Origin of the sequence: Tepidimonas aquatica (genome assembly GCF_007556585.1) — a bacterium.
GTDB classification, from domain to species: domain Bacteria; phylum Pseudomonadota; class Gammaproteobacteria; order Burkholderiales; family Burkholderiaceae_C; genus Tepidimonas; species Tepidimonas aquatica.
Window position 1 is genome coordinate 20977 of sequence record NZ_VJNA01000008.1, and the last position, 22316, is coordinate 43292.

General features: G+C 68.6%; 26 protein-coding genes, 1 tRNA gene and 2 pseudogenes. 10 read left to right on the plus strand and 19 right to left on the minus strand.

Annotated elements, in window-relative coordinates; all coding sequences use genetic code 11:
* Positions 1-5: 5 nt before the first annotated feature.
* Positions 6-911: a cysteine synthase CysM gene (cysM, locus tag Taqua_RS04145; protein WP_132963036.1), complete on the minus strand. Its 906-nt coding sequence runs from the start codon at positions 909-911 to the stop codon at positions 6-8.
* A gap of 163 nt (positions 912-1074) precedes the next feature.
* Between cysM and Taqua_RS04150 the strand changes: the two genes are divergently transcribed.
* Positions 1075-1161 (plus strand) — tRNA-Leu (locus tag Taqua_RS04150).
* 118 nt (positions 1162-1279) lie between these two features.
* Positions 1280-2269, plus strand: a complete 990-nt coding sequence (locus tag Taqua_RS04155) for a calcium/sodium antiporter (RefSeq protein WP_246094618.1) — start codon at positions 1280-1282, stop codon at positions 2267-2269.
* On the opposite strand, the gene Taqua_RS04160 is transcribed toward Taqua_RS04155, so the two are convergent.
* Complete coding sequence (locus Taqua_RS04160; RefSeq protein WP_246094619.1) at positions 2224-3168, minus strand: NAD-dependent epimerase/dehydratase family protein; 945 nt, start codon at positions 3166-3168, stop codon at positions 2224-2226. The genes Taqua_RS04155 and Taqua_RS04160 overlap by 46 nt on opposite strands.
* Positions 3169-3301: 133 nt before the next feature.
* Here Taqua_RS04160 and Taqua_RS04165 point away from each other — a divergent pair, with 133 nt between their 5' ends.
* Positions 3302-4342, plus strand: coding sequence for a CDP-6-deoxy-delta-3,4-glucoseen reductase (locus tag Taqua_RS04165; RefSeq protein ID WP_144325012.1), 1041 nt, complete (start codon positions 3302-3304; stop codon positions 4340-4342).
* Positions 4343-4369: 27 nt separating this feature from the next.
* Here Taqua_RS04165 and Taqua_RS04170 read toward each other — a convergent pair whose 3' ends face one another.
* The 5 genes from Taqua_RS04170 to Taqua_RS04190 are packed head-to-tail and all read right to left on the minus strand — an operon-like array spanning position 4370 to position 8519.
* Positions 4370-4996, minus strand: coding sequence for an SCO family protein (locus Taqua_RS04170; RefSeq protein ID WP_144325014.1), 627 nt, complete (start codon positions 4994-4996; stop codon positions 4370-4372).
* Positions 4997-5037: 41 nt separating this feature from the next.
* Positions 5038-5952 carry a heme o synthase gene (gene cyoE / locus Taqua_RS04175; RefSeq protein WP_144325016.1) on the minus strand — a complete coding sequence of 305 codons (915 nt, stop codon included), beginning with the start codon at positions 5950-5952 and terminating at the stop codon, positions 5038-5040.
* Positions 5949-7097, minus strand: coding sequence for a COX15/CtaA family protein (locus tag Taqua_RS04180; protein ID WP_144325018.1), 1149 nt, complete (start codon positions 7095-7097; stop codon positions 5949-5951). The genes cyoE and Taqua_RS04180 overlap by 4 nt, the downstream gene beginning before the upstream one ends.
* An 11-nt stretch (positions 7098-7108) precedes the next feature.
* Complete coding sequence (locus Taqua_RS04185; RefSeq protein ID WP_144325020.1) at positions 7109-7822, minus strand: SCO family protein; 714 nt, start codon at positions 7820-7822, stop codon at positions 7109-7111.
* The gene (locus Taqua_RS04190; RefSeq protein WP_144325022.1) at positions 7779-8519 is read right to left on the minus strand and encodes an SURF1 family protein; all 741 of its coding nucleotides are present in this window, start codon (positions 8517-8519) and stop codon (positions 7779-7781) included. Before Taqua_RS04190 ends, Taqua_RS04185 begins: the two co-directional genes overlap by 44 nt.
* A gap of 76 nt (positions 8520-8595) precedes the next feature.
* On the opposite strand from Taqua_RS04190, the gene Taqua_RS04195 reads away from it, so the two are divergent.
* Complete coding sequence (locus Taqua_RS04195; RefSeq protein WP_144325024.1) at positions 8596-8820, plus strand: twin transmembrane helix small protein; 225 nt, start codon at positions 8596-8598, stop codon at positions 8818-8820.
* 105 nt (positions 8821-8925) lie between these two features.
* On the opposite strand, the gene Taqua_RS04200 is transcribed toward Taqua_RS04195, so the two are convergent.
* The 10 genes and pseudogenes from Taqua_RS04200 to Taqua_RS04240 form a co-directional block, all read right to left on the minus strand.
* Positions 8926-9807, minus strand: coding sequence for a cytochrome c oxidase subunit 3 (locus Taqua_RS04200; RefSeq protein WP_144325026.1), 882 nt, complete (start codon positions 9805-9807; stop codon positions 8926-8928).
* Between the two features lie 43 nt (positions 9808-9850).
* Entirely contained in the window at positions 9851-10084 is a 234-nt protein-coding gene (locus Taqua_RS04205; protein WP_144325028.1) for a DUF2970 domain-containing protein, read from the minus strand.
* Positions 10081-10179, minus strand: a pseudogene (locus Taqua_RS04210) (cytochrome c oxidase assembly protein); the annotation flags it as partial. The pseudogene Taqua_RS04210 and the gene Taqua_RS04205, both read right to left, overlap by 4 nt.
* Positions 10180-10306: 127 nt before the next feature.
* Positions 10307-10540, minus strand: a complete 234-nt coding sequence (locus Taqua_RS04215) for a DUF2970 domain-containing protein (RefSeq protein WP_144325030.1) — start codon at positions 10538-10540, stop codon at positions 10307-10309.
* A complete protein-coding gene (locus Taqua_RS04220) occupies positions 10537-11142 on the minus strand; it encodes a cytochrome c oxidase assembly protein (RefSeq protein WP_281287765.1) in 606 nt (201 codons plus the stop codon). Before Taqua_RS04220 ends, Taqua_RS04215 begins: the two co-directional genes overlap by 4 nt.
* 26 nt (positions 11143-11168) lie before the next feature.
* Complete coding sequence (locus Taqua_RS13315; RefSeq protein WP_221933914.1) at positions 11169-11279, minus strand: cytochrome oxidase small assembly protein; 111 nt, start codon at positions 11277-11279, stop codon at positions 11169-11171.
* 27 nt (positions 11280-11306) lie between these two features.
* Positions 11307-12926 carry a cytochrome c oxidase subunit I gene (gene ctaD / locus Taqua_RS04225; protein WP_144325032.1) on the minus strand — a complete coding sequence of 540 codons (1620 nt, stop codon included), beginning with the start codon at positions 12924-12926 and terminating at the stop codon, positions 11307-11309.
* Positions 12927-12958: 32 nt separating this feature from the next.
* Positions 12959-14089 (minus strand): annotated as a pseudogene (gene coxB / locus Taqua_RS04230) (cytochrome c oxidase subunit II).
* 164 nt (positions 14090-14253) lie between these two features.
* Positions 14254-14784 carry a DUF2244 domain-containing protein gene (locus tag Taqua_RS04235; RefSeq protein WP_185969552.1) on the minus strand — a complete coding sequence of 177 codons (531 nt, stop codon included), beginning with the start codon at positions 14782-14784 and terminating at the stop codon, positions 14254-14256.
* Positions 14785-14900: 116 nt separating this feature from the next.
* Positions 14901-15833 (minus strand): class I SAM-dependent methyltransferase, encoded by a 933-nt coding sequence (locus Taqua_RS04240; protein WP_144325036.1) that lies wholly within the window; start codon positions 15831-15833, stop codon positions 14901-14903.
* A 67-nt stretch (positions 15834-15900) separates the two neighbouring features.
* Here Taqua_RS04240 and Taqua_RS04245 point away from each other — a divergent pair, with 67 nt between their 5' ends.
* Both Taqua_RS04245 and Taqua_RS04250 read left to right on the plus strand, forming a co-directional pair.
* Positions 15901-16602, plus strand: coding sequence for a phosphoribosyltransferase family protein (locus Taqua_RS04245; RefSeq protein ID WP_144325038.1), 702 nt, complete (start codon positions 15901-15903; stop codon positions 16600-16602).
* A 10-nt stretch (positions 16603-16612) separates the two neighbouring features.
* Positions 16613-17101, plus strand: a complete 489-nt coding sequence (locus Taqua_RS04250; protein ID WP_144325040.1) for a tRNA (cytidine(34)-2'-O)-methyltransferase — start codon at positions 16613-16615, stop codon at positions 17099-17101.
* Here the strand turns inward: Taqua_RS04250 and Taqua_RS04255 are convergent.
* Positions 17092-17547, minus strand: a complete 456-nt coding sequence (locus tag Taqua_RS04255; RefSeq protein ID WP_144325042.1) for a MaoC family dehydratase — start codon at positions 17545-17547, stop codon at positions 17092-17094. The two genes, Taqua_RS04250 and Taqua_RS04255, sit on opposite strands and share 10 nt — an antisense overlap.
* An 87-nt stretch (positions 17548-17634) precedes the next feature.
* Between Taqua_RS04255 and Taqua_RS04260 the strand changes: the two genes are divergently transcribed.
* From Taqua_RS04260 to nrdR, 4 genes are all read left to right on the plus strand, one after another.
* Positions 17635-18075: a DUF1841 family protein gene (locus Taqua_RS04260; protein ID WP_144325044.1), complete on the plus strand. Its 441-nt coding sequence runs from the start codon at positions 17635-17637 to the stop codon at positions 18073-18075.
* A gap of 544 nt (positions 18076-18619) precedes the next feature.
* Positions 18620-19441 carry a transglycosylase SLT domain-containing protein gene (locus tag Taqua_RS04265; protein ID WP_144325046.1) on the plus strand — a complete coding sequence of 274 codons (822 nt, stop codon included), beginning with the start codon at positions 18620-18622 and terminating at the stop codon, positions 19439-19441.
* A gap of 207 nt (positions 19442-19648) precedes the next feature.
* The gene (gene glyA / locus Taqua_RS04270) at positions 19649-20893 is read left to right on the plus strand and encodes a serine hydroxymethyltransferase (protein ID WP_144325048.1); all 1245 of its coding nucleotides are present in this window, start codon (positions 19649-19651) and stop codon (positions 20891-20893) included.
* A gap of 4 nt (positions 20894-20897) precedes the next feature.
* On the plus strand, positions 20898-21347 hold the full coding sequence (nrdR, locus tag Taqua_RS04275; RefSeq protein WP_144325050.1) for a transcriptional regulator NrdR: 450 nt from the start codon (positions 20898-20900) through the stop codon (positions 21345-21347).
* Here the strand turns inward: nrdR and Taqua_RS04280 are convergent.
* A complete protein-coding gene (locus Taqua_RS04280) occupies positions 21344-22315 on the minus strand; it encodes a sensor histidine kinase (protein ID WP_144325052.1) in 972 nt (323 codons plus the stop codon). The genes nrdR and Taqua_RS04280 overlap by 4 nt on opposite strands.
* Position 22316: the final 1 nt, after the last annotated feature.

Sequence of the window (22316 nt, forward strand, 5' to 3'; positions counted from 1 at the left end):
TGCCGTCACGCCGGGAACACGCCGGTGGACAGGTAGCGGTCGCCGCGGTCGCAGACGACGAACACGATGGTGGCATTGTGCACCGTCTGCGCAATTTGCTGCGCCACCCAGCACGCCCCGGCGGCCGAAATGCCGGCAAAAATGCCCTCCTCGCGCGCCAAGCGGCGGCACATGGCTTCGGCATCGGCCTGGCTGACGTAGACCAGCTCATCGACCCCCGAGGGGTCGTAAATCTTCGGCAGGTACTCCGGCGGCCACTTGCGGATGCCGGGGATGCGCGAGCCCTCGCTGGGCTGCGCGCCGATGATGCGCACCGCCGGGTTTTGCTCCTTCAGGTAGCGGCTGACGCCTGTAATGGTGCCGGTGGTGCCCATCGCGCTGACGAAATGCGTGATGCGCCCGCGCGTCTGGCGCCAGATCTCGGGGCCCGTCGTTTCGTAGTGGATGCGCGGGTTGTCGGGGTTGGCAAACTGGTCCAGCACCTTGCCTTTGCCCTCGCGCTGCATCTTGTCGGCCAGGTCGCGCGCGTACTCCATGCCGCCGCTCTTGGGCGTCAGGATCAGCTCGGCGCCAAACGCCTTCATCGTCTGCGCGCGCTCCACCGACAGGTCTTCGGGCATGATCAACACCATGCGGTAGCCGCGGATGGCCGCCGCCATCGCCAGCGCGATGCCGGTGTTGCCGCTGGTGGCTTCGATCAGTGTGTCGCCGGGCTTGATTTCGCCGCGCTCCTCGGCACGGCGGATCATCGACAGCGCGGGTCGGTCCTTGACCGAGCCGGCCGGGTTGTTGCCTTCGAGCTTGCCCAGCACGACGTTGCCGCGCGCACGGTTGTCGGGCTCCCCGATGCGCTGCAACGCCACCAGCGGGGTGTTGCCGACGGCGTCTTCGATGGTGGGGTAGCGCGGCACGGCGCGCGGCCGCCGCGGCGCTGCCTTGGGGGTGGCGGAGGAAGAACGGGATGTGGCCATGGGCGCCATCGTACTACGGCGCCCGCTCCAACGTCGCATCGACGGCGCTGCGCGCACCGCATCGGCCGCGCTGCAGCTGTGCCATAATTTTGGCTCTGCGCGTGCCGGAGTGGCGAAATAGGTAGACGCAGCAGATTCAAAATCTGCCGGTGGCGACACCGTGCCGGTTCGAGTCCGGCTTCCGGCACCAACGCGCACGCTGCGCCCCAACAGGGGCAACCGTATCGGAACCCGCCCCGTTGCGGGTTTTCTTTTTGTCCTAGGTCATCCGCGGGCTGCCGCGGCTGGCACGTCGATCAGGAGACGATATGACCGAGCTGGCCATGCCCTTGCTGGCGGTGGCGGTGGGGTTGGCGGTGCTGGTGTGGTCGGCCGACCGTTTTGTGGCCGCCGCAGCGGCGATCGCGCGCCACTTCGGGCTGCCGCCGCTGCTGATCGGGGCCGTCATCATCGGTTTTGGCACCTCGTCGCCCGAGCTGGCCGTGTCGGTGCTGGCGGCCCTGGAAGGCAACCCCGGCATCGCGCTGGGCAATGCCTATGGCTCCAACATCGCCAACATCGGCGTCATCCTGGGGTTGACCGCGGTGCTGAGCCCCGTGGCGGTGCACTCCCAGGTGCTGCGCCAGGAGCTACCGATGCTGGCCGGGGTCACGGCCCTGGCCGTCGCGCTGCTGTGGGATTTGAGCGTGACACGCGCCGAAGCCGCCCTGATGCTGGGCGTGTTTGCGGCGTTGATGGGCTGGTCGATCTGGCAAGCCATGCGTGGCGGCGCCGACCCGCTGGCCACCGAAACCGAAGCCGAGCTGGCCGCACACCCGATGCCGATCGGCCGCGCGTGGCTGGAGCTTGGCGTCGGCCTGGTGCTGCTGGTGGCCAGTTCGCGCGCGCTGGTGTGGGGCGCGGTGGCGATCGCGCAGTCGCTGGGCGTCAGCGACCTGGTCATCGGCCTGACCATCGTGGCCATCGGCACCTCGCTGCCGGAGCTGGCCTCGTCGATCGCGGCGGCGCGCAAGGGCGAGCACGACCTCGCGCTGGGCAACGTGATCGGCTCCAACCTGTTCAACACGCTGGCCGTGGTGGGCCTGGCGGGCGTCATCGCCCCGATGCAAGCCGAAGCGGCGCTGCTGAGCCGCGACGTGCCGGTGATGGCCGCGCTGACGCTGGTGTTGTTCGTGCTGGGCTGGGGCTGGCGCGGCCAGCCCGGGCGCATCAACCGCGCCGAGGGCGCGCTGCTGCTGCTGGCCTACGTGGGCTACGCGCTGTGGCTGGTGCGTGACCAGCTGGTCGCGGTGGCCTGAGCCCAGCCGTCGTCGACGGTCGGGTACGCCAAGCGCAGCCGCAGCTCGCGCTTGAGCCGTCCGTTGCGCAGGCGGCGCGACTCGTTCATGAACGACAGCAGCGCCAGCGGCAGTTGGCGCTCGGCGCCGTCGCGCGCGATGCGGGGCGGACGCGGCAGGCCCAGCAGGTCGGCCACGCCGTCCAGGTAGTCGCCCATCAGCCGTTCGGTGTCATCGCACACGTGCACGACCCGTTGGGGCCGCGCCAGCCACAGCGCCCGCAGGCAGGCGCGCGCCAGATCTTCGGCGTGGATGTGGTTGGTGTAGACATCATCCTCGCGGCGCAGCACGGGCGTGCCGCTGGCCAGCCGCTGCGGCGCGCCGCCCGGCCGGTCCGGCGCGTATATGCCGGGTACGCGCAGCACCGTCACGCGCGCGCCGGTGCGCTGCCCCCACAGGCGCCAGGTCTGCTCGGCGTCCCACCGCCGCCATGCGCGCGGCGTCTGCGGTGCGGGCAGGCGTGTCTCGTCCACCCAGGCACCACCACAGTCGCCATACACGCCGCTGGTGGAGGCGTACACCAGCACCCGCGGCGGGGTGCGCCGCGCCAGCGCGGCCGCCAGCGCGCGCGAGCGCGGGTCCAAGCGCCAATCGCTCAGCCCTTTGGTCGGCGGCGGTGCCAGATGCAGCACCCGCGGCGCCAGCCCCGCCAGGCGGCGCAGCGTGGCTGGTTGGTCCAGGTCCCCCACCAACGGCGTCACCCCGGCGGCGCGCAACGCCGGCACCCGCTGCGGGCTGGACGTCAGCGCCAACACCCGCACGCGGCCGGCCAGCCGGCGCACCACGCGCAGCCCAATGTCCCCGCACCCCACCACCAGCAGCCGCTGGCGCCGAAAACGTGCCGGGCGCGTCCCTGTCATCGCATCGAACATGTTGCCTTTCGGATGGTTTGCACTTTCAAGCCGGGGCATCGGCGCGCGCTGCGGATTTGCGACAATGCGCCCCACGCTTAAGCGTGGCCGCGCGCCACGCCCACCCTTGCTGGACCTTAGTATGACATTCACGATCACCGTCGAACCCAGTGGCCGCACGTTCACGGCCACCGAACACGAAACGCTGCTGGCCGCCGCCATCCGCCAAGGCATTGGCCTGCCGTACGGTTGCAAAGACGGCGCGTGCGGCTCGTGCAAATGCCGCAAGCTGGCCGGCGAGGTCACGCATGGCCCGCACCAGAGCAAGGCGCTCAGCGCCGAGGAGGAAGCGGCCGGCCTGATCCTGACCTGTTGCGCCACCGCGCACAGCGACGTCGTCATCGAATCGCGCCAAGTGACCGAGGCCGGCGCGTACCCGATCAAAAAGCTGCCGGTGCGCGTGCTCAGCCTGCAGCGCGCCGCGCCCGACGTCATGATCGTGCGGCTGCAACTGCCCGCCACCGAGGCCTTCCAGTACCGCGCCGGCCAGTACGTCGAAATCCTGCTGCGTGACGGGGCCCGCCGCGCTTACTCGATGGCCAACGCCCCGCAGGTGCTGCAGGATGTGCCGCAGCTGGAGCTGCACATCCGCCACATGCCGGGCGGCAAATTCACCGACCACGTCTTCGGTGCGATGAAGGAAAAGGAAATCCTGCGCATCGAAGGCCCATTTGGCAGCTTTTTCCTGCGCGAGGACACGGACAAGCCGATCATCCTGCTGGCCTCGGGCACGGGCTTTGCCCCGATCAAGGCCATCGTGCAGCAGATGCGCGCCCAGGGTATTGAGCGCCCAACCTGGCTGTACTGGGGCGGGCGGCGTCCGCACGACCTGTACGAGGATGCCTGGGTGCGCGAGCAGCTCGCCGCCATGCCGCAGCTACGCTACGTGCCGGTGGTCTCCGACGCCTTGCCCGAAGACGGCTGGACGGGCCGCACCGGGTTCGTGCACCAGGCCGTTTTGGCAGACCACCCGGACCTGTCCGGCTTCGAGGTGTACGCCTGCGGCGCACCGGTTGTCGTGGAATCGGCCCGGCGCGATTACGCCGCTGCCGGCCTGCCCGAAGAGGCGTTTTACGCCGACGCCTTCACGTCGGAGGCGGACAAGGCCGCCGGCGCGAGCTGAGCGCGCCGTGGCGCGGCGCGGGCGCGCTCAGCGCGCCTCGTCCAGCAGGCGCTTGACATCGCTGGCCAGCGCCTGCGCCCCACTGCCGTAGCGGTGGTACAGGCGCAGCCGGCCCTGCGTGTCGTACACGTAGCTGCCGGCGGAGTGGTCCATCGTGTAGCTGGTGGGCGTGCTGCCCGGCACCTTTTTGTAATACACCTTGAACGCCTTGGCCAGCGCAGGCAGCTCCTCAGGCGTGGCGCGCAGCGCCAAAAACGTGGGGTCGAAGCTGGCCATGTAGGCACGCATGATCTCGGGCGTGTCGCGTTCGGGGTCCACGCTGATGAAGATGCCCTGCAGGCGCTCGCCGTCCGCCCCCAGCAGGCGCTTGGCCTCGGCCAGCTCCGCCAGCGAGGTTGGGCACACGTCCGGACACTGCGTGTAGCCAAAAAACACCACCACCACCTTGCCGCGAAAGTCCGCCAGCGTGCGGCGCTGGCCGAACTGGTCGGGCAAATCGAACCCCTGGGCGTAGTCCGCCCCGGTGAGGTCGATGCCGTTGAACGCGGGTTTGGTTTCGCCGCAGCCCGCGAGCCAAACGCCCCCAACGGCCACGGCCGCCGTGCCCAGCAAACGGCCGAGCCAGCGCCGCCGCCCGGCCCGCTCCGAAGTCATCGACACCGCATCCCAAGGGCGCGGCATAGGTGTGCGTGGGTTCATACCGACATCACCAGGTAGTGGTCCAACAGCATCGCCGCAAACAGCAGCGACAGGTGGATGAGTGAAAAGCGAAACGTCGCGCGCGCCTGCGCATCGCTGTAGTGCCGCCACAACCGCCAGGCGTGCACGATGAAGCCGGCGTTCAGCAGCAGCGCCGCCACCAGGTACAGCCAGCCGCTCATGCGCAACAGGTAGGGTAGCAGACAAGCGGCCAGCAAAATCAGTGTATACAGCAAAATGTGCAGCCGCGTAAACGCCGAGCCGTGCGTCACCGGCAGCATCGGCAGCCCCGAGCGGCGGTAGTCCTCCACCCGGTACAGCGCCAACGCCCAAAAGTGCGGCGGCGTCCACAGGAAGATGATCAAAAACAGCACCAGCGCTTCGGCCGTCACGCTGTTGGTCATCGCCGCCCAGCCCAGCACCGGCGGCATCGCCCCCGACGCCCCCCCGATGACGATATTCTGCGGCGTCAGCGGCTTGAGGATCACCGTGTAGACCACGGCGTAGCCCACGAAGGTGGCCAGCGTCAACCACATCGTCAGCGGGTTGACCGCCACGTACAGCAGCACCGAGCCGGCCATGCACAGCAGTGCCGAAAAGACCAGTGCCTGCGTGCGCGTCAGTTCACCGCGCGCGGTGGGCCGCCACGCGGTGCGGCGCATCTGGGCATCGATGTGCTGCTCGATCAGGCAGTTGAACGCCGCCGCCGCGCCAGACACCATCCAGATGCCCAGCGACGCCACCGCCATCGTGGCCCATTGGCTGGCGTTGGGCCAGCCCGGCACGGCCAGCACCATGCCAATGAACGCGCAAAAAACGATCAGTTGAATGACGCGCGGCTTCATCAGCACGTAGTACTGCCGCCACACGGTCGGCAGCGACTTGGTGGCGGTGGTGGTGCCGCTGGTCATGCCCGCCCTCCTTGCCACACGCCGCTGGCGCTGGCCGCGGGCGCCGGCGCCACCCGCCGGTGCGCGGGCTGCGCCAGCCAGCCGGTCAGCACCACCACCAGCGCCGCCGCCCCCCCGGTGTGCGCGAGCGCCGCCAGCAGCGGCCACTCCAGCACCACGTTGGACAGGCCCGTGGCCAACTGCCACGCCGCCAGACCCCACAGCCAGCGGGCATGCCCGCCGTGTCCGGCACGCCGCAGCGCCCACCCCACGCCCAGCAGCACCGCCAGCACGAGGTACGCTGCCAAGCGGTGCGCGTAGTGGATCGCCGTCAGCGCGGCAAACGGCAAGGCTGCGCCGCCACCTTGTGCGCCCAGCGGCCGCCACAGCTCGAACGCCCGCGCCCAGTCCATCTCCGGCCACCACTGCCCCTGGCAGGTCGGGAAGTCGCGGCACGCCAGCACCGCGTAGTTGGTGCTGACCCATCCGCCCAGCGCGATTTGCAGCACCACCAGGGCCAGCAGGCCCCACAACGCCCGGCGCAACCCGGGGCCAAGGGGCGACGGGGTGCCCGCAAACCGCACCGCCTGCCAGCGCAGCAGCGCCAGCAGCGCCATGCCGCCGAGCAGGTGCAGCGTCACGATCGCCGGCCACAGCTTCATCGTCACCGTCAACGCACCAAACGCCCCTTGCAGGCACACCCACGTCAGCGTCACCCAAGCCCACAGCATCGGTGTATCGGCGGCGCGGCGGCGCAGCGCCGTGCTGACCACCGCAATGACCAGGATCAAGCCCCCCACGGCCGTGGCAAGGTAGCGGTGGATCATTTCGATCCACGCTTTTGACAACGTCACCGGACCGGTCGGCATCGCCTGCTGGGCGGCGGTGATGTCGGCGTGCGCGCCGATCGGGCTGGCCGCGCCGTAACAGCCGGGCCAGTCAGGGCACCCCAGCCCCGAATCGGTCAAGCGGGTGAAAGCCCCAAACAACACCAAGTCAAACGTCAAAAACAAGGTCAACACCGTCAACGCCCGCAGGCGCTGCACCGGGGTGGCCGCCCGCCAGCGCCAGCCGACCCACAGCAGCGGCCCGGCCGCCAGCAGCGTGCCGACCAGCAACAGCCGCGCCACGGGTGACCAATCCACGAACGTCTCGAAACCGTCCACCGCCGTCTCCTTCACGGTCGCCCCGGCCGATCCCACGACGCCGACGCCCGCATCAGGCGCTCCAAATCGCGCAGCATCTTTTTCGGGTCGGCCTGGGCCGGAAACCGCATCATCCAGTGGCCCAGCGGATCCACCACGTAAAGGTGGTCGCTGAGGCGCTGTCCCGGCGCGGGTTGCAGCCAGGTCGCCAGTTGCGCCTCGTCCACCCACAGCACGGTGGCCGATGCCAGCGCGGCGCGCAGGCGCTCAGGGAACTCACGCGCACCGGTGCGCAGCCACACCCAGTCCACGCGGTCTTTGTCCTTGCCCAGCGCCTCACGCAGTTGGCGCTGCAGGTACAGGTGGCGCTCGCACTGCGCGTCGCAGGCGCTGTCGGCCACACTGATGAACAGCCACTGGTGCGCCAGCGTGTCCAGTGGCACCTCCCGCCCCTGGGCATCGATACCGGACCAGTGCGGCAGTGGCCGCTGCGGCTCGATCAGCTCCCCGTGGTTGCGCCGCACCTCGGGGCGGATGACATAGTAGGTCAGGTACGACGCAATGACCGGCGACGCCGCCACCAACAGCAGCAGCAGCATCTTCAGCCGCCCGGCGCGCGTGGCCGCCGGATCGCGCGCCAGCGCTTCGCCGGGGTTCGGCAGCGTGTGCACGGTCAGCGTCAGCGGCTCGTCCCGCCGCGCGTCACCGCCGCCGACGGCGGGGGAGGATGAGTTGGAACCAGACATACAGCCCTGCGATCAGCCCCGCCAGCGCAAACCACTGCGCGGCGTAGGCCAGGTGTTTTTCGGGGGGAACGGCCACCACCGACCACTCGCGCACGAGCGGGGTGCCGTCGCGCGCACGCGCGCCTTGCCCCAGCTGCTGCACCGAAGCCGGCAGCAGCGGCAAGCGCCACTCGGCCGCTGCCGCCGCGACGTCGATATTCTGCCGTATTGGCCCGCTGGCATCCGGTCCGAATTGAAATAGGCGTGAGGGTGGCGGGGCCAGCCGGCCTTCGACCTCGACCTCGGCGTCGGTCGCCTCCAACTCGGGCACACGCGTGCGGTCGCGGGGATCGCGCGGCACCCAGCCGCGTTGCACCAGCAGCGCCGCCATGCCTCCCGGGGCCAGCAAAGGGGTCACGACGACGAAGCCGCCCTGCCCGTGCAACGGCCGGTTGTCGAGGTAGACGGTGGCTTCGTGCACCCAGCGCCCATGCAGGCGCACTGCGCGGCCGTGCAGCGCGTCCAGCCGCCCCTGCGCCGCGGCCCCACGCACCTCGTCCCAGTCCAACGGCGGCGCGTCGCGCTGCGCCTGCTGTTGCGCCAGCAGCGCGCGCTTGGTCTCGGCCCGGCCCCACTGCCACAGCCCCAGCGCCGTCGTCGTGGCCAACGCCGCCAGCGCTGCCACGGTCACAATCCAAAAACGCACGCCACGTTGCATATCAGCCTATTGTCACCTACGGATATACCCGCAGCGCGGCAGCGCCGCTGCGCCTGCGCGGCCATAATCGACACCCATGAAAGCCATCGTCGCCCTCGCCTTCGTCGGCATCCTTGCCAGCCTCGCCTCCGCACTCGTGGCCATGATGCGGGGCGACTCGCAAAGCGGCGAAACGCGCCGGCAGCGGCGCATGGTGCGCGCGCTGACGATGCGCATCGGACTGTCGGTGGCGCTGTTTTTGTTTTTGATCATCGCCCACCAGCTGGGCTGGATTCAGCCCACCGGCTTGCCGCAAGGCTGAGCACCCCCCACCCGCACACGCCGCGCGTACCACATCAAAACCGAACGGGGCGCCCGTTGTCGGACGCCCCGCTGCAGGGTTCAGCGGCTCAGGCTCGCCCCAGCCTCACATCCAGTACACCAGCACGTACAGGAACAGCCACACGACGTCGACGAAGTGCCAGTACCACGCCGCACCTTCGAACCCGAAGTGACGGTCCTTGGTGAAGTGCCCCTTTTGCAGCCGCAGCGTGATGACCAGCAGCATCAGCATGCCCACGAACACGTGGAACCCGTGGAAGCCCGTGAGCATGAAGAAAGTGGAGCCAAAGATGCCCGAGCTCAGCTTGAGGTTCAGCTCGGTGTAGGCGTGGAAATACTCGTACCCCTGCACCACCAGGAAGGTCGCCCCCAGCAGCACCGTCAGCCACATGAAGGTGATGGCCTTGGTGCGGTTGTCGTCTTGCAGCGCGTGGTGCGCAATCGTCAGCGTCACCCCGGAGCTCAGCAGCAGCGCGGTGTTGATGGTGGGCAACCAAAACGGCCCCACGGTCTGGAACGGCTCGACGATGCCCGCCGGCGACGCCGTGGCGCCCGCCTGCACCGACGGCCAGATGGCCTGGAAGTTCGGCCAGATCAGCGCGTTTTCGAGGTTGCCCAGCGTTGGCACTGAGTGCGAGCGCGCCCACCACAGCGCCGTGAAGAAGGCGCCGAAGAACATCACCTCGCTGAAGATGAACCAGCTCATGCTCCAGCGGAACGAGAGGTCGATCTTGCGGCTGTACAGACCCGACTCGCTCTCGTGCACCGCGTCGCGGAACCACTGGAACAGCACGGTCAGCCACCACGCCAGCCCGAAGGCCAGCGACCACTTGCCCCACTCGACGCCGTTGATCCATTGCCCGGCGCCCAGGATGACGAAAAACAGCCCGAACGCGGCCATCGCCGGATGGCGCGACAGCCCCGGCACGTAGTAGTACGGCGTGCCGCCGTGCGTGGTTGCAGACATGTTCACTCCTCGGTCCAAAGTCACGATCTCACGTTGTTCAAACTCAAAAGCCCCCGGCGCTGCTGGCGACCACCCGGTGCACGATCAGCATCAAGCCCACCACGAACAGCAGCGCCAGCACCACACCGGTGGCCATCACCGCGATCGGGTTGAGGCGCTGCACGTCCTGCTCGAAGTCGCGCCGCCGCCGCAAGCCCAGAAAGCTCCACAGCACCGCCTTGACCGTGGCACCCCAAGCAACCGGCCGACGGTGGGCGGGGGGTGGGTTGGTGCTCACGAGGCCCCTCCTTCACGCACGCTGCTGGCCGCCGTGGGCGCGCCGACCTCGAAAAACGTGTACGACAGCGTGATCGTCTTGACGTCCTTGGGCAAACAGCCCGAACGCGGCCATCGCCGGAGGCGCGACAGCCCCGGCACGTAGTAGTACGGCGTGCCGCCGTGCGTGGTTGCAGACATGTTCACTCCTCAGTCCAAAGTCACGATCTCACGTTGTTCAAACTCAAAAGCCCCCGGCGCTGCTGGCGACCACCCAGTGCACGATCAGCATCAAGCCCACCACGAACAGCAGCGCCAGCACCACACCGGTGGCCATCACCGCGATCGGGTTGAGGCGCTGCACGTCCTGCTCGAAGTCGCGCCGCCGCCGCAAGCCCAGAAAGCTCCACAGCACCGCCTTGACCGTGGCACCCCAAGCAACCGGCCGACGGTGGGCGGGGGGTGGGTTGGTGCTCACGAGGCTGCTCCTTCCGTCGCTCGGCCACTGGCCGCGGTGGGCGCCGCCGGGGTCGGTGCGCCGACCTCGAAAAACGTGTACGACAACGTGATCGTCTTGACGTCCTTGGGCAGCTTGGGGTCGATGACAAACGCCACCGGCCACTCGCGCTTTTCGCCTGGCGCCAGCGTGTACTGGTTGAAGCAGAAGCACTCCAGCTTGGTGAAGTGGTTGGCCGCCTGACGCGGTGCGTAGCTCGGGATGGCCTGAGCCGCCATCGTGCGGTTTTGCACGTTTTGGAACTCGTACATCACCGTGGTGAGCTGCCCCGGGTGCACCTCGACCGAGCGCACCGCCGGCTTGAAGTGCCACGGCCCGCGCACGTTGGTGTCGAACTCCACCGTGATCGTGCGCGAGGTGTCGACCTGCGTGTTGACCGGGTCGGTCTTGGCCTTGCCCGGCAGGTTGCGCTCACCCAGCGCCAGGATGTTGATGCCAGTGGCTTCGCAAATGGCGCGGTAAATCGGCACCAAAGCGTAGCCAAAGGCAAACATACCCAACGCGACGACGACCAGCTTGCCGGTCATGCGCAGGTTGTCGGCACGGCGCGCACGGTTGCTCACGCGGGTAACCTCCTGCCATCCCACCGTTAACCACCCAGCAGCACGAGCTTGGCCACGAAGCCCAGCGCGAAGGCCAGCGCCACCGAAGCCAGAATCAGCCCCAGGCGCACGTTTTGGCGACGTTGTTCAGGCGTCATGCTCCAGGCTCTCAGGGTGGTTGACGGTCAGCCAACGATGCGCGTCGCGGTGGCGTCCAGCTTCGGCGGCGTCTCGAACGTGTGGTGCGGCGCGGGCGACGGGACTTCCCACTCCAGCCCTTCAGCGCCTTCCCACGGCTTTTGCGGCGCCTTTTCGCCCCGGCCACGCATCATCGGCAGCACCACGGCGACGAAGAAGTACACCTGCGCCAGCCCGAACGCAAACGCCCCCACCGACGCGATCGCGTTGAAGTCGGCGAACTGCATCGGGTAGTCGGCGTAGCGGCGCGGCATGCCGGCCAAGCCCAGGAAGTGCATCGGGAAGAAGGTGACGTTGAACGAAATCATCGACCACCAGAAGTGGATCTTGCCGCGGGTTTCGTTGTACATCACGCCGGTCCACTTCGGACCCCAGTAGTAAAAGCCCGCGAACATTGCAAACAGCGAACCGGCCACCAGCACGTAGTGGAAGTGCGCCACCACGTAGTAGGTGTCCTGGAAGTTGATGTCCAGCGGCGCCATCGACAGCATCAGGCCGGTGAAGCCACCCATCGTGAACACGAAGATAAAGCCCACCGCCCACAGCATCGGGGCCTCGAACGTCATCGAGCCCTTCCACATCGTGGCGATCCAGTTGAAGATCTTCACGCCCGTGGGCACCGCGATCAGCATCGTCGCGTACATGAAGAACAGCTGCCCGGTCACCGGCATACCGGTGGTGAACATGTGGTGCGCCCACACGATGAACGACAGAATCGCGATCGAGGCGGTCGCGTACACCATCGAGGTGTAGCCGAACAGCTTTTTGCGCGCGAACGCCGGCACGACCTGGCTGATGATGCCAAACGCCGGCAGGATCATGATGTAAACCTCGGGGTGGCCGAAGAACCAGAAGATGTGCTGGTACATCACCGGGTCACCACCGCCGGCGGGGTTGAAGAAACTCGTGCCCAGGTGGCGGTCGGTCAGCGTCATCGTGATGGCGCCCGCCAGCACCGGCATCACCGCAATCAGCAGGTAGGCGGTGATCAGCCAGGTCCAGGCAAACATCGGCATCTTCATCAGCGTCATGCCCGGCGCGCGCATGTTGAGGATGGTCACGATGATGTTGATCGAGCCCATGATCGACGAGGCGCCCAGGATGTGCATCGCGAAGATCGCCAGGTCCATCGACGGCCCCATCTGCAGCGTCAGCGGCGCGTACAGCGTCCAGCCCGCCGCCGGCGCACCACCGGGCATGAAAAACGACAGCACCAGGATCAGGGCCGCAGGGACCATCAGCCAGAAGCTGAAGTTGTTCATGCGCGCAAACGCCATGTCGGACGCGCCGATTTGCAGTGGCAGCATCCAGTTGGCAAAACCGACGAAGGCCGGCATGATGGCACCAAACACCATGATGATGCCGTGCATGGTGGTCAGCTGGTTGAACAGCTCGGGGTTGACCACTTGCAGGCCAGGCTGGAACAGCTCGGCGCGGATACCCAACGCCAGCAGCCCGCCGATCATCAACATCGTGAAGCTGAACAGCAGGTACAGCGTACCGATGTCTTTGTGGTTGGTGGCAAACACCCAGCGCCGCCAGCCGGCGGGCGCATGGTGCTCGTGGTCGTGCGCGTGGGCGCCCGGATGGTCCAGTACTGCACTCATGGCTCGTTCCTCGTCACGTCGTTCTCAAAAGCTTACTTGCGCGCGGCCACGACCTCGCGCGGTTGCACCGCATCGCCGGTGGCGTTGGACCAACTATTGCGGGCAAACGTCATGACCGCCGCCAGCTACACGTCCGACAACTGTTTCCAGGCGGGCATCGCACCGTTGCCAGCCCCGTTGAGCAGCACGGTCAGCATCTTGGCATGGTCGGCGTCGGTGACGATGGCCGAGCCGTCCAGCGGCTTGATCGGACCCGCACCCTTGCCGTTGGCCTGGTGGCAGGCGGCGCAGTTGGCCGCGTACACCTGCTCGCCACGTGCCTTCAGCTCGGCCAGCGTCCACTCTTTGTTCGGGTCATCGGCCTTGGCGGCCATGGCTTTTTTCTGCTCGGCCACCCACTTGGAGTACTCTTCCTGCGACACCACCTTGACGTGGATCGGCATGTACGCGTGCTCCTTGCCACACAGCTCGGCGCACTGGCCGTAGAAGTCGCCGATCTTTTCGGCGCGGAACCACGTGTCGCGCACGAAGCCGGGGATGGCGTCTTGCTTGACGCCAAACGCCGGCACCATCCAGGCGTGGATGACGTCGTTGGCCGTGGTGATGATGCGCACCTTCTTGCCCACCGGCACCACCAGCGGGTTGTCGACCTTCAGTAGGTAGTCATCGGTGGGGGCGACCTTGCCGCTGTCGGACATCACACGGTGCTGGGAGTCCAGCGTGGACAGGAATTGAATGCCCTCGCCTTCGCCTTTGAGGTACTCGTAACCCCACTTCCACTGCATGCCGACGACCTTGATCGTGAGGTCGCTGTTGGAGGTGTCCTTTTGCGCCACGATGACCTTGGTGGCCGGCAGCGCCATGCCGATGACGATCAGCAGCGGCACGATGGTCCAGCCAAGCTCGACCCAGATCGGCTCCGGCAGCTCCTGAGCCTTGTGCCCGACCGACTTGCGGTGCTTGGCGATCGAATAGAACATGATGCCAAACACCACGACGAAGATGGCGGCGCAGATGGCCAGCATAAACCAGTGCAGCCAATGCTGCTCTTCGGCGATGCGGGTGGCGGGCGGGTGGAAGTTGAGCTGATTGACGGCCGGGCCGCCCGGCAGGTCGTTGACCCGCGCCTGCGCCTCGGTGACCCACACGGCGGCCGCCAGCATCGCAGTGCCGACCGCACCCCACGCCCGCTGCCAGGCACCGGCCCCATGCCAGCACCACGCTTGACCTGACTGCTTCATCGTGCTCACGTCGTTTGCCTCGAATATAAGCGTTGATTTATGTCAACGCGGATTACACCAAACTTTGCTAGCCTGTGCCCTAAGGACTATCCCGAATGACCACTGGCCGGTGTCACGCCGCCGGACAATGCCAGCGTCCACTGCAGTTCCTGCGCAAGCTGGCGCCGCAGCAGCGGGGGGACGTGTTGGCCCACCTCCACCCGCTGCGCCCCCGCCTGCAAGGTGATCAGCGTTCGCGTGCCCTGCGGCGGGTGCACCCGCACCCGGCTGCGTGGCAAGCGCACGCGGGTGCAACGCCGTCCGCAGTGGCGCTCGACGTGCAGCGTCTCGGCATCGAGCTCGAGCACCTCACGATCCGCCGCGTGGCGCGCCATCCAGGCAAACGCCAGCACCACGACGAACAGCTCCAGCGCGGCAAACGGTAGCACCAACACCGCGCCCAGCGCCGCAAACAGTCCGGCCACCGCCAGCACCGCCGCGCACGCCGCCGCAAACGCCACCGCCCACTGGCGCGGCGTCAATGCGCCGTTGCGACGCAGGCACCAGCGCCAGCCCTGCGCACTGCGCTGAGCCAAGCGCCCACCCGCGCGTGCAGGCGAGCGATCCGCTTGCTGCACCGCCACACCCTGTGCCAACCGTTGTCCCCTCGCCGCGGCGCGTCGCACACCCCGGCCACCTTTGATCTAAATCAATTGTAGTGGGAAACGGCGGGGGGGTTGGGGGGCCGGTAGGGTCAGCCGGGGCGGCGCTGTTGCAGCTGGTCGCGCAAGCGTTGCAACGGCACGCGCACGACGCCGTCAGCCGTACGGTCAGCGGGGCGCCAGGCGTGGCCGTAGATCACCTCGACCGTCAGCAGCAGGTGCCCCTGCTCGTTGCGCGGCAACTTCTGTTGCACCGTTTGCAGCCAACCCTGCCGCCACCCACGCCCCCGCAGCGTTGGGTGACGCCCAGGGTGCCAGTTGCGGCCCCATTGGCGCAGGTCGGCCAACAAGCGCTCGGCGTCCGGGTAGGTAAGCGTGACGCGCTCCATGTCCATCACCGGCTCGGCAAACCCCACCTCGACCAGCAGATCGCCCCAATCGTGCATATCCACGTAGTCGGCCGCCGGCGCCGGCCAGCCGTGTGCAGCGTGCAGTGCGCGCAGCTCGCGTGCCGTGTCCGGCCCCAGACACGACAGCATGACAAAGCCATCCACCGCCAGCCAGTCGCGCCATTGCATCAGCAGCGCGCGCGGCTCGGGCGCGGCGTGCAGCAGCATGTTGGCCCACACCATGTCCACCGCGCATGGGACAGCGCCGTCAGGCGCAACCCGTGGCTCGGCCGCGGTTGGCGTCGCCGCCGCGCGCAGCCAGGGCCAGCGGCGCCGTGGCTGGGCCCCGGCGCTCCAGCGGGCCGCGGTCGCGGCGGCGAGTTCACCGGCCAACCACACGCTGGCCTGCGGGTAGCGCCGCGCCACAAGGCGGTGGGCAGCCTCCCCCGCCAGCAGCGGCGACCAGCTCACCCAATGCCGTGGCTGACGACGGATCCAGTCCAGCCGCTCGGCCATGCGCTGGCCCACCCATTCGTGCAACCAAGGGCTGCTGCTGGGTACGCGGCGCAACCAGCGCGCCGCCGCCACCGGGTCCAAACCCGGTGGGCGCGGTGTCGAGGGGGGGGGACTGGCCATCGGCGCCGCAGTATAGTGGCAGGCCATGGGGGCACGCAGCGCGTGGGGACAGCGGATCGGCAACGCCATGCGAGCCAGCCTGCCGGCGCGCTGCGCCGTGTGTGGCAGCTGGCCGCACGGCCCGCTGTGCCCGCCGTGCCGCCACGAGCTGGCGCCGCGGGTGCCACGCTGTCCGGGGTGCGCGCTGCCGACGACCTCGTCGCCTCTGTGCCCCGCGTGCCAAGCCAACCCGCCGCCGTGGCGCTACGTCGGCGCGCGCGTGGATTACACGCACCCTTGGCGCGCGTTGGTGCTGGGCCTCAAAAGCGAGGGCGGCAACGGCTGGGCGCAGGTGCTGGCCCCGTTGTGGTTGGATGACCCCGCGGTGCCCGCGCTGCTGGCCGCGGCGCAAGCCTGGCTGCCGGTGCCCCTGTCGCCCGCGCGGTTGATCGAACGCGGGCACAACCAGGCCTGGGCACTGATGCAGGCCCTGGCCCGCCTGCATCCGACCCCCACGCCCCTGCCCGACGTGCTGCATCGCGCCGCCGACGCGCCGGTGCTGCACCACCTGGACCGCGCGCACCGGCTGGCCCAGGCCGATCAGCTGATGCACGTGCCGCCGACGCGGCGCCACGCGGTGCAGGGCCGCCACGTGCTGGTGGTGGATGATGTGATGACCACCGGTGCCACGCTAACGGCCGCCACACGCGCCTTGCTCGACGCTGGTGCCACCGCGGTCAGCGCGCTGGTGCTGGCCCGCACCCCTGCGCCCGACGACGCCGCCGCATAATGCGGCCCCCATGTTCCATGTCGTGCTGGTCCACCCCGAAATCCCGCCGAACACCGGCAATGTGATTCGCCTGTGCGCCAACACCGGCTGCACGCTGCACCTGGTCGAGCCGCTGGGCTTTTCGATGGACGACAAACTGCTGCGCCGCGCAGGGCTGGACTACCACGAGTACGCCGACGTGCGCCGGCACCGCGACTGGGCGGCGCTGCGCGCGGCGCTGCCGACCCCGGCCGCGCGCTGGTTCGCGCTGACCACGCGCGGCACCCGTCACGTGCACGACAACGCGTTCGCTGCCGGCGATGTGTTGGTGTTTGGCGCCGAGTCCTGCGGCTTGCCTGCGGCGGTGCTGGATACGTTGCCACCGGCGCAGCGGCTGCGCCTGCCGATGCGGCCGCAGCAACGCAGCCTCAACCTATCCAACGCGGTGGCGGTGACGGTCTACGAGGCTTGGCGCCAACTTGGTTTTGCCGGCGCCACCCCGCCGCCCACTCAGGCGTAGTGGCGCACCAGCATCTCCGCCACGCAGACCGGTTTGTCGCCGCCGTGCCGCTCCACCGTCGCGTGCCAGGTGGCCTGCCACTGGTCTGGGGCCAAGCGATCCAAGGCTTGCAGCACCAGCCGCGCGCGCAGTCGGCTGCCCACCGGCACTGGCGCCGGAAAGCGCACCCGGTTGACGCCGTAGTTGATGGTCATGCGTGCCGGCGGCACGCGCACCGCCTCACCCAGCCAGCGCGACAGCAACGACAGCGTCAGAAAGCCATGCGCGATCGTGCCGCCGAACGGCCCCTGCGCCGCCCGCGCCGCGTCTACGTGGATCCATTGGTGGTCATCGGTCGCGTCGGCAAAGCGGTCGATGCGTGCTTGGGTGATGTCGAGCCAGTCGGTCACCGCCACCTCGGTGCCGACGGCGGCCTGCATGGCTTGGAAGGTGTCGAACGTAGGCATGCCCGCACTGTAGCGGACGCGCGCCGCGCGCCCCTGTCCGGCCGATGACAGTGCCAGCACGCCGCCGCCCAGGCGACAATCGCCACCATGTTCACCCCAAGCCAAGCCGATGTGCGCCGCTTTTTTTGCGGCGCCTACGCCAAGGGCCGCCAAGGCCTGCCGATGGAACCACTGGAGCTGCTGGCCTGGCAGTGGATCGAGCGCCATCCGGAATACCACGCCGAGCTGGCCGATCTCGACGCCGCGCTGGCCTCGATGCACGTGGTGCACGAGGCCCGCGACAACCCGTTTTTGCACCTGTCGATGCACCTGAGCATCAGCGAGCAGTGCTCGATCGACCAACCACCCGGCATTCGCCAGGCGGTGGAGCTGCTGGCGGCGCGCCGCGGCTCGCTGCACGCGGCGCACCACGAGGTGATGGCGTGCCTGGGGCGCATGCTGTGGGAGAGCCAGACACACGGCCGCCCGCCGGACGGCGCGACCTACCTGGCCGAGGTGCAGCGACGCGCCACGGCCGACGGTGCGTGACCCTCGGTGCGCCAGCCCCCTAACGAGAAGGCCCCGCCGGGCTGAACCCCGCGGGGCCTTGGCACGCCAGCCAGGTCGTGCCGGGAAGGGCAGCGCGGAGGGACATCGTCACACGCTGCCGGGGGCCAGGGATGGCCCCCAAGCTGGAGGGCCAGGCACCGGGGTTACCCACCGGTGCGGGCCTGCCGTTGGCGGCGGGACAACGCGCCCATGGGCCATCCAACGACGGCTTCAGTGTAGCGCGACGCGGCCCCTTAGATGCTGGAAATTTTCGATGCCCGTCAGGCGTTCGATTGACCCGCCCACGCGCGCCGCACCGCGGTGGCCAAGGCCCCTCGCACGGCCGTTTGCGCCTCCAAGCCCCGCATCATCATTCTTTTATGGCATATAACACTTGGTTTTAAGTCTTGACTTCGTATGTTGAGCCCCCTACCATCGCGCCCCGTTGCATCACGAAACCGTCCCCGGCGGCGCGCAATAGGGTCAAACCCTGACACATCGCCGCGCCCCGGAGACACCTCGATCTCAAGAAAGGAGCGACGGCATGGATGCATGCACCGAGATGATCGGCGCGCCGACCGCCCCCACCCAGCCGTGGATCACCGTGGCACGCCGCGTTTGGCGTGCGCTGCACCACGGCATGTCGCTGGTGGGGTTGGCCACGGTGGGGCTGGCGCTGCTGCTGGCCAGCCAACCGCAGCTGCGCGCCGACATCGAACAGAACGTGACCCAATGGCTGCTGATGCGCCAGGGCTTGGACGGGTCGGCCGACAGCGCCAGCAACGAGACGGCCACGCCGGCGGCCACCCTGCCGGCTGCGCAAGCACGCATGACCGATTGGTTGGCGCGCAAGTACCGTGTGGCCGCCGAGCCGCTGGCCACCTTGGTGGCTGAAGCGCACAGCATCGGCAAGCAGCTCGGGCTGGACCCGGCGCTGTTGCTGGCCGTGATGGCCAACGAGTCTCGCTTCAACCCGCTGGCCGCCAGCCCCTGGGGTGCGCACGGCTTGATGCAGGTGCTGACGCGCGTGCACGTGGACAAATTTGAGCCCCACGGCGGTCCCCAGGCGGCCTTCGACCCGGTCAGCAACCTGCGGGTGGGCGCGCAAATCCTGCACGAAGCGGTGCGCAAAGCCGGCAGCGTGGCCGGTGGGCTGCGCCTGTATGTAGGTGCCGTCACGGTGGACGCCAGCGGTTACGTGACACGTGTACTCACCGAACAGGAGCGCCTGCGCCGCGTGGCAGCCGGCCAGCGCGTCCCCTTCAATGCGCCGGTGGCGCTGCCGCCAGCAGCCGACGAGTCCCCCTCCACGCCACCGCTGGAAGCGCTGGTCGCGCCGGCCAACGGCGCGGTGCGGCCCTCCTGAGCTACAATCGCACCCGCGCGCGACTGGCGATAGGCTGCAGGTGGGCCGTCGCGGTACCTTTACCGCACGGCTAGGCCGACGTGGACCACCACGGGGGAGCGCGCGGCCTGGCATCGTCGTTGGCAACGCGGCGTCAGGCGCCACGCCGTTCGCCTGGGCAGCCCGTGCGCGTGCGCCACGGGTCCATCGACCTCGCCAGCCATACCCATGTTCAGCCGCAATATCCTCATCGAACAGACCGATCCCGAGCTGTGGGCGGCCATCCAGGCCGAAAACCAGCGCCAAGAACAACACATCGAGCTGATCGCCAGCGAAAACTACGCTTCGCCCGCGGTGATGGCGGCGCAGGGCACGCAGCTCACCAACAAATACGCCGAAGGCTATCCGGGCCGTCGCTACTACGGCGGCTGCGAGCACGTGGACGTCGCCGAGCAACTGGCCATCGACCGTGTCAAGCAACTGTTCGGCGCCGAGGCCGCCAACGTCCAGCCGCATTGCGGCGCCTCGGCCAACGAGGCGGTGTTTCTGGCCTTCCTCAAGCCGGGCGACACCATCATGGGCATGAGCCTGGCCGAAGGCGGCCACCTGACCCACGGCATGGCGCTGAACATGTCGGGCAAGTGGTTCAACGTCATCTCCTACGGGCTCAACGAGCGCGAGGAAATCGACTACGACGCGATGGAAGCCAAGGCGCGCGCGCACCGACCCAAGCTCATCATTGCCGGCGCCAGCGCCTACAGCCTGCGCATCGATTTCGAGCGCTTTGCCAAGGTCGCCAAAGAGGTCGGCGCGATCTTTATGGTCGACATGGCGCACTATGCGGGCCTGATCGCCGCTGGCGTGTACCCCAACCCGGTGCCGCACGCCGACGTGGTCACCTCCACCACCCACAAGAGCCTGCGCGGGCCGCGCGGCGGCATCATCCTGATGAAGGCCGAGCACGAAAAAGCCATCAACAGCGCCGTCTTCCCCGGCCTGCAGGGCGGCCCGCTGATGCACGTCATCGCCGCCAAGGCGGTGGCGTTCAAAGAGGCGCTGTCGCCCGCGTTCAAGACCTACCAGCAGCAGGTCGTGCGCAACGCGCAAGCGATGGCCGAGACCCTGCAGCAGCGCGGCCTGCGCATCGTCAGCGGCCGCACCGAAAGCCACGTGATGCTGGTGGACCTGCGCGCCAAAGGCATCACCGGCAAAGAAGCCGAAGCCGTGCTCGGGCAGGCGCACATCACGGTCAACAAAAACGCCATCCCGAACGACCCGGAAAAGCCGATGGTGACTAGCGGCATCCGACTGGGCACGCCGGCCATGACGACGCGCGGCTTCGGCGAGGCCGAGGCGCGCCAGACCGCGCATCTGATCGCCGACGTGCTCGACGATCCGCGCAACCCCGCCACCATCGAGCGCGTGCGCGCTGCGGTGGCGGCGCTGACCGAGCGCTTCCCCGTCTACGGGTGATGCGATGAAATGCCCGTTTTGCGGACACGCCGACACCCAAGTAGTGGAAACCCGCGAGTCCGACGACGGGATGTTCGTGCGCCGCCGCCGCCGTTGCACCGGCTGCGAGCGGCGTTTCACCACCTACGAGCGCGCCGAGGTGGCGTTTCCGCAGGTGGTCAAGAAGGACGGGCGGCGCGTCGATTACGACGCCGCCAAGCTGCGCGCCAGCATCGCGCTGGCGCTGCGCAAGCGCCCGGTCAGCACCGAGCGCATCGACGCCGCGATCGCCCGCATCGAAGAAAAACTGCTGGCCGATGGCGCGCGCGAGGTTGCGTCCCAGCAGCTGGGCGAGTGGGTGATGAAGGCGCTGCGCGAGCTGGACCAGGTGGCTTACGTGCGTTTTGCCAGCGTCTACCGCAGCTTCGAGGACGTGGACGCGTTCAGGACGCTGATCGACGAGGTGCGCGGCTAGGGTGCCACGGGTTTGAGCGGCAGGCGCACCTGGGCAACGAACTCGCCCTCGGACGCGTAGGTGCGCAGCCGGGCGCGGCCGGGGTACAGCAGCGCCAGCCGCTCGCGCAGGTTGGCCAGCGCCAGCCCGTGGCCGCGGGTGGCCGCCTCCGGCGGCGGCATGGGGTTGCGCACGAACAGCACCAGGTGGTCATCGTCGCGGAAAGCTTCGACGGTGACGCAGGCGCCGTCGGGTTGGGGTTCGACGCCGTGCCGAATGGCGTTTTCCACCAGCGGCTGCAGGGTCAGCGCCGGCAGCATGGCATCCATCGGGGCCGTGTCCACATGCCAGGCCTGGCGCAGGCGCTCGCCCAGGCGCACCTGCTCGACCGCCAGATAGGTGCGTGCCAGCGCCACCTCGTCACTCAAGGGCACCAGCGCCCGCGGTTCAGCCAGCAGCGCGCGGTACAGCTCGGCCAGGTCTTCCAGCAGCGCCTCGGCGCGCGCAGGCTCGCGCCGCAGCAGCGCCAGCACGCTGTTGAGGCTGTTGAATAGAAAATGCGGCCGCATGCGCGCCTGCAACGCCTGCAGCCGAGCCTCCACCGGGGCCGCGGACAGGCGATGGTGGCGCCAGTCGAGGTAGCCCAACGCGGCACCCAGCGCCCACCACACCGCCGCGACGTGGCGCCAAGGGTGTGCCAGCACGGCCCAACCCAGGCGCACCGTCACCAAGGCCCAGGCCAGCGCCGCCAAGGCCCCAGCCAACGCCAGCGCCACCACCGCGACCCAGTAAGGGCGACGCTGCAGCCAAGGGGTCAGCAGCGCGCCCAACGCCAGTGTGGCCCAGGATGGCGCCGCCCAGATGGCGGCACCGACCACCCCCTGCCCCGCCCACCAAGCCAGTGCCAGGGCCATCACGGCCACCACCCCCGCCGCGCGCAGCAGCACGGCGGGGGAGCGCAGGTCGGGCCATCGCGCCAGGGTGGTCATG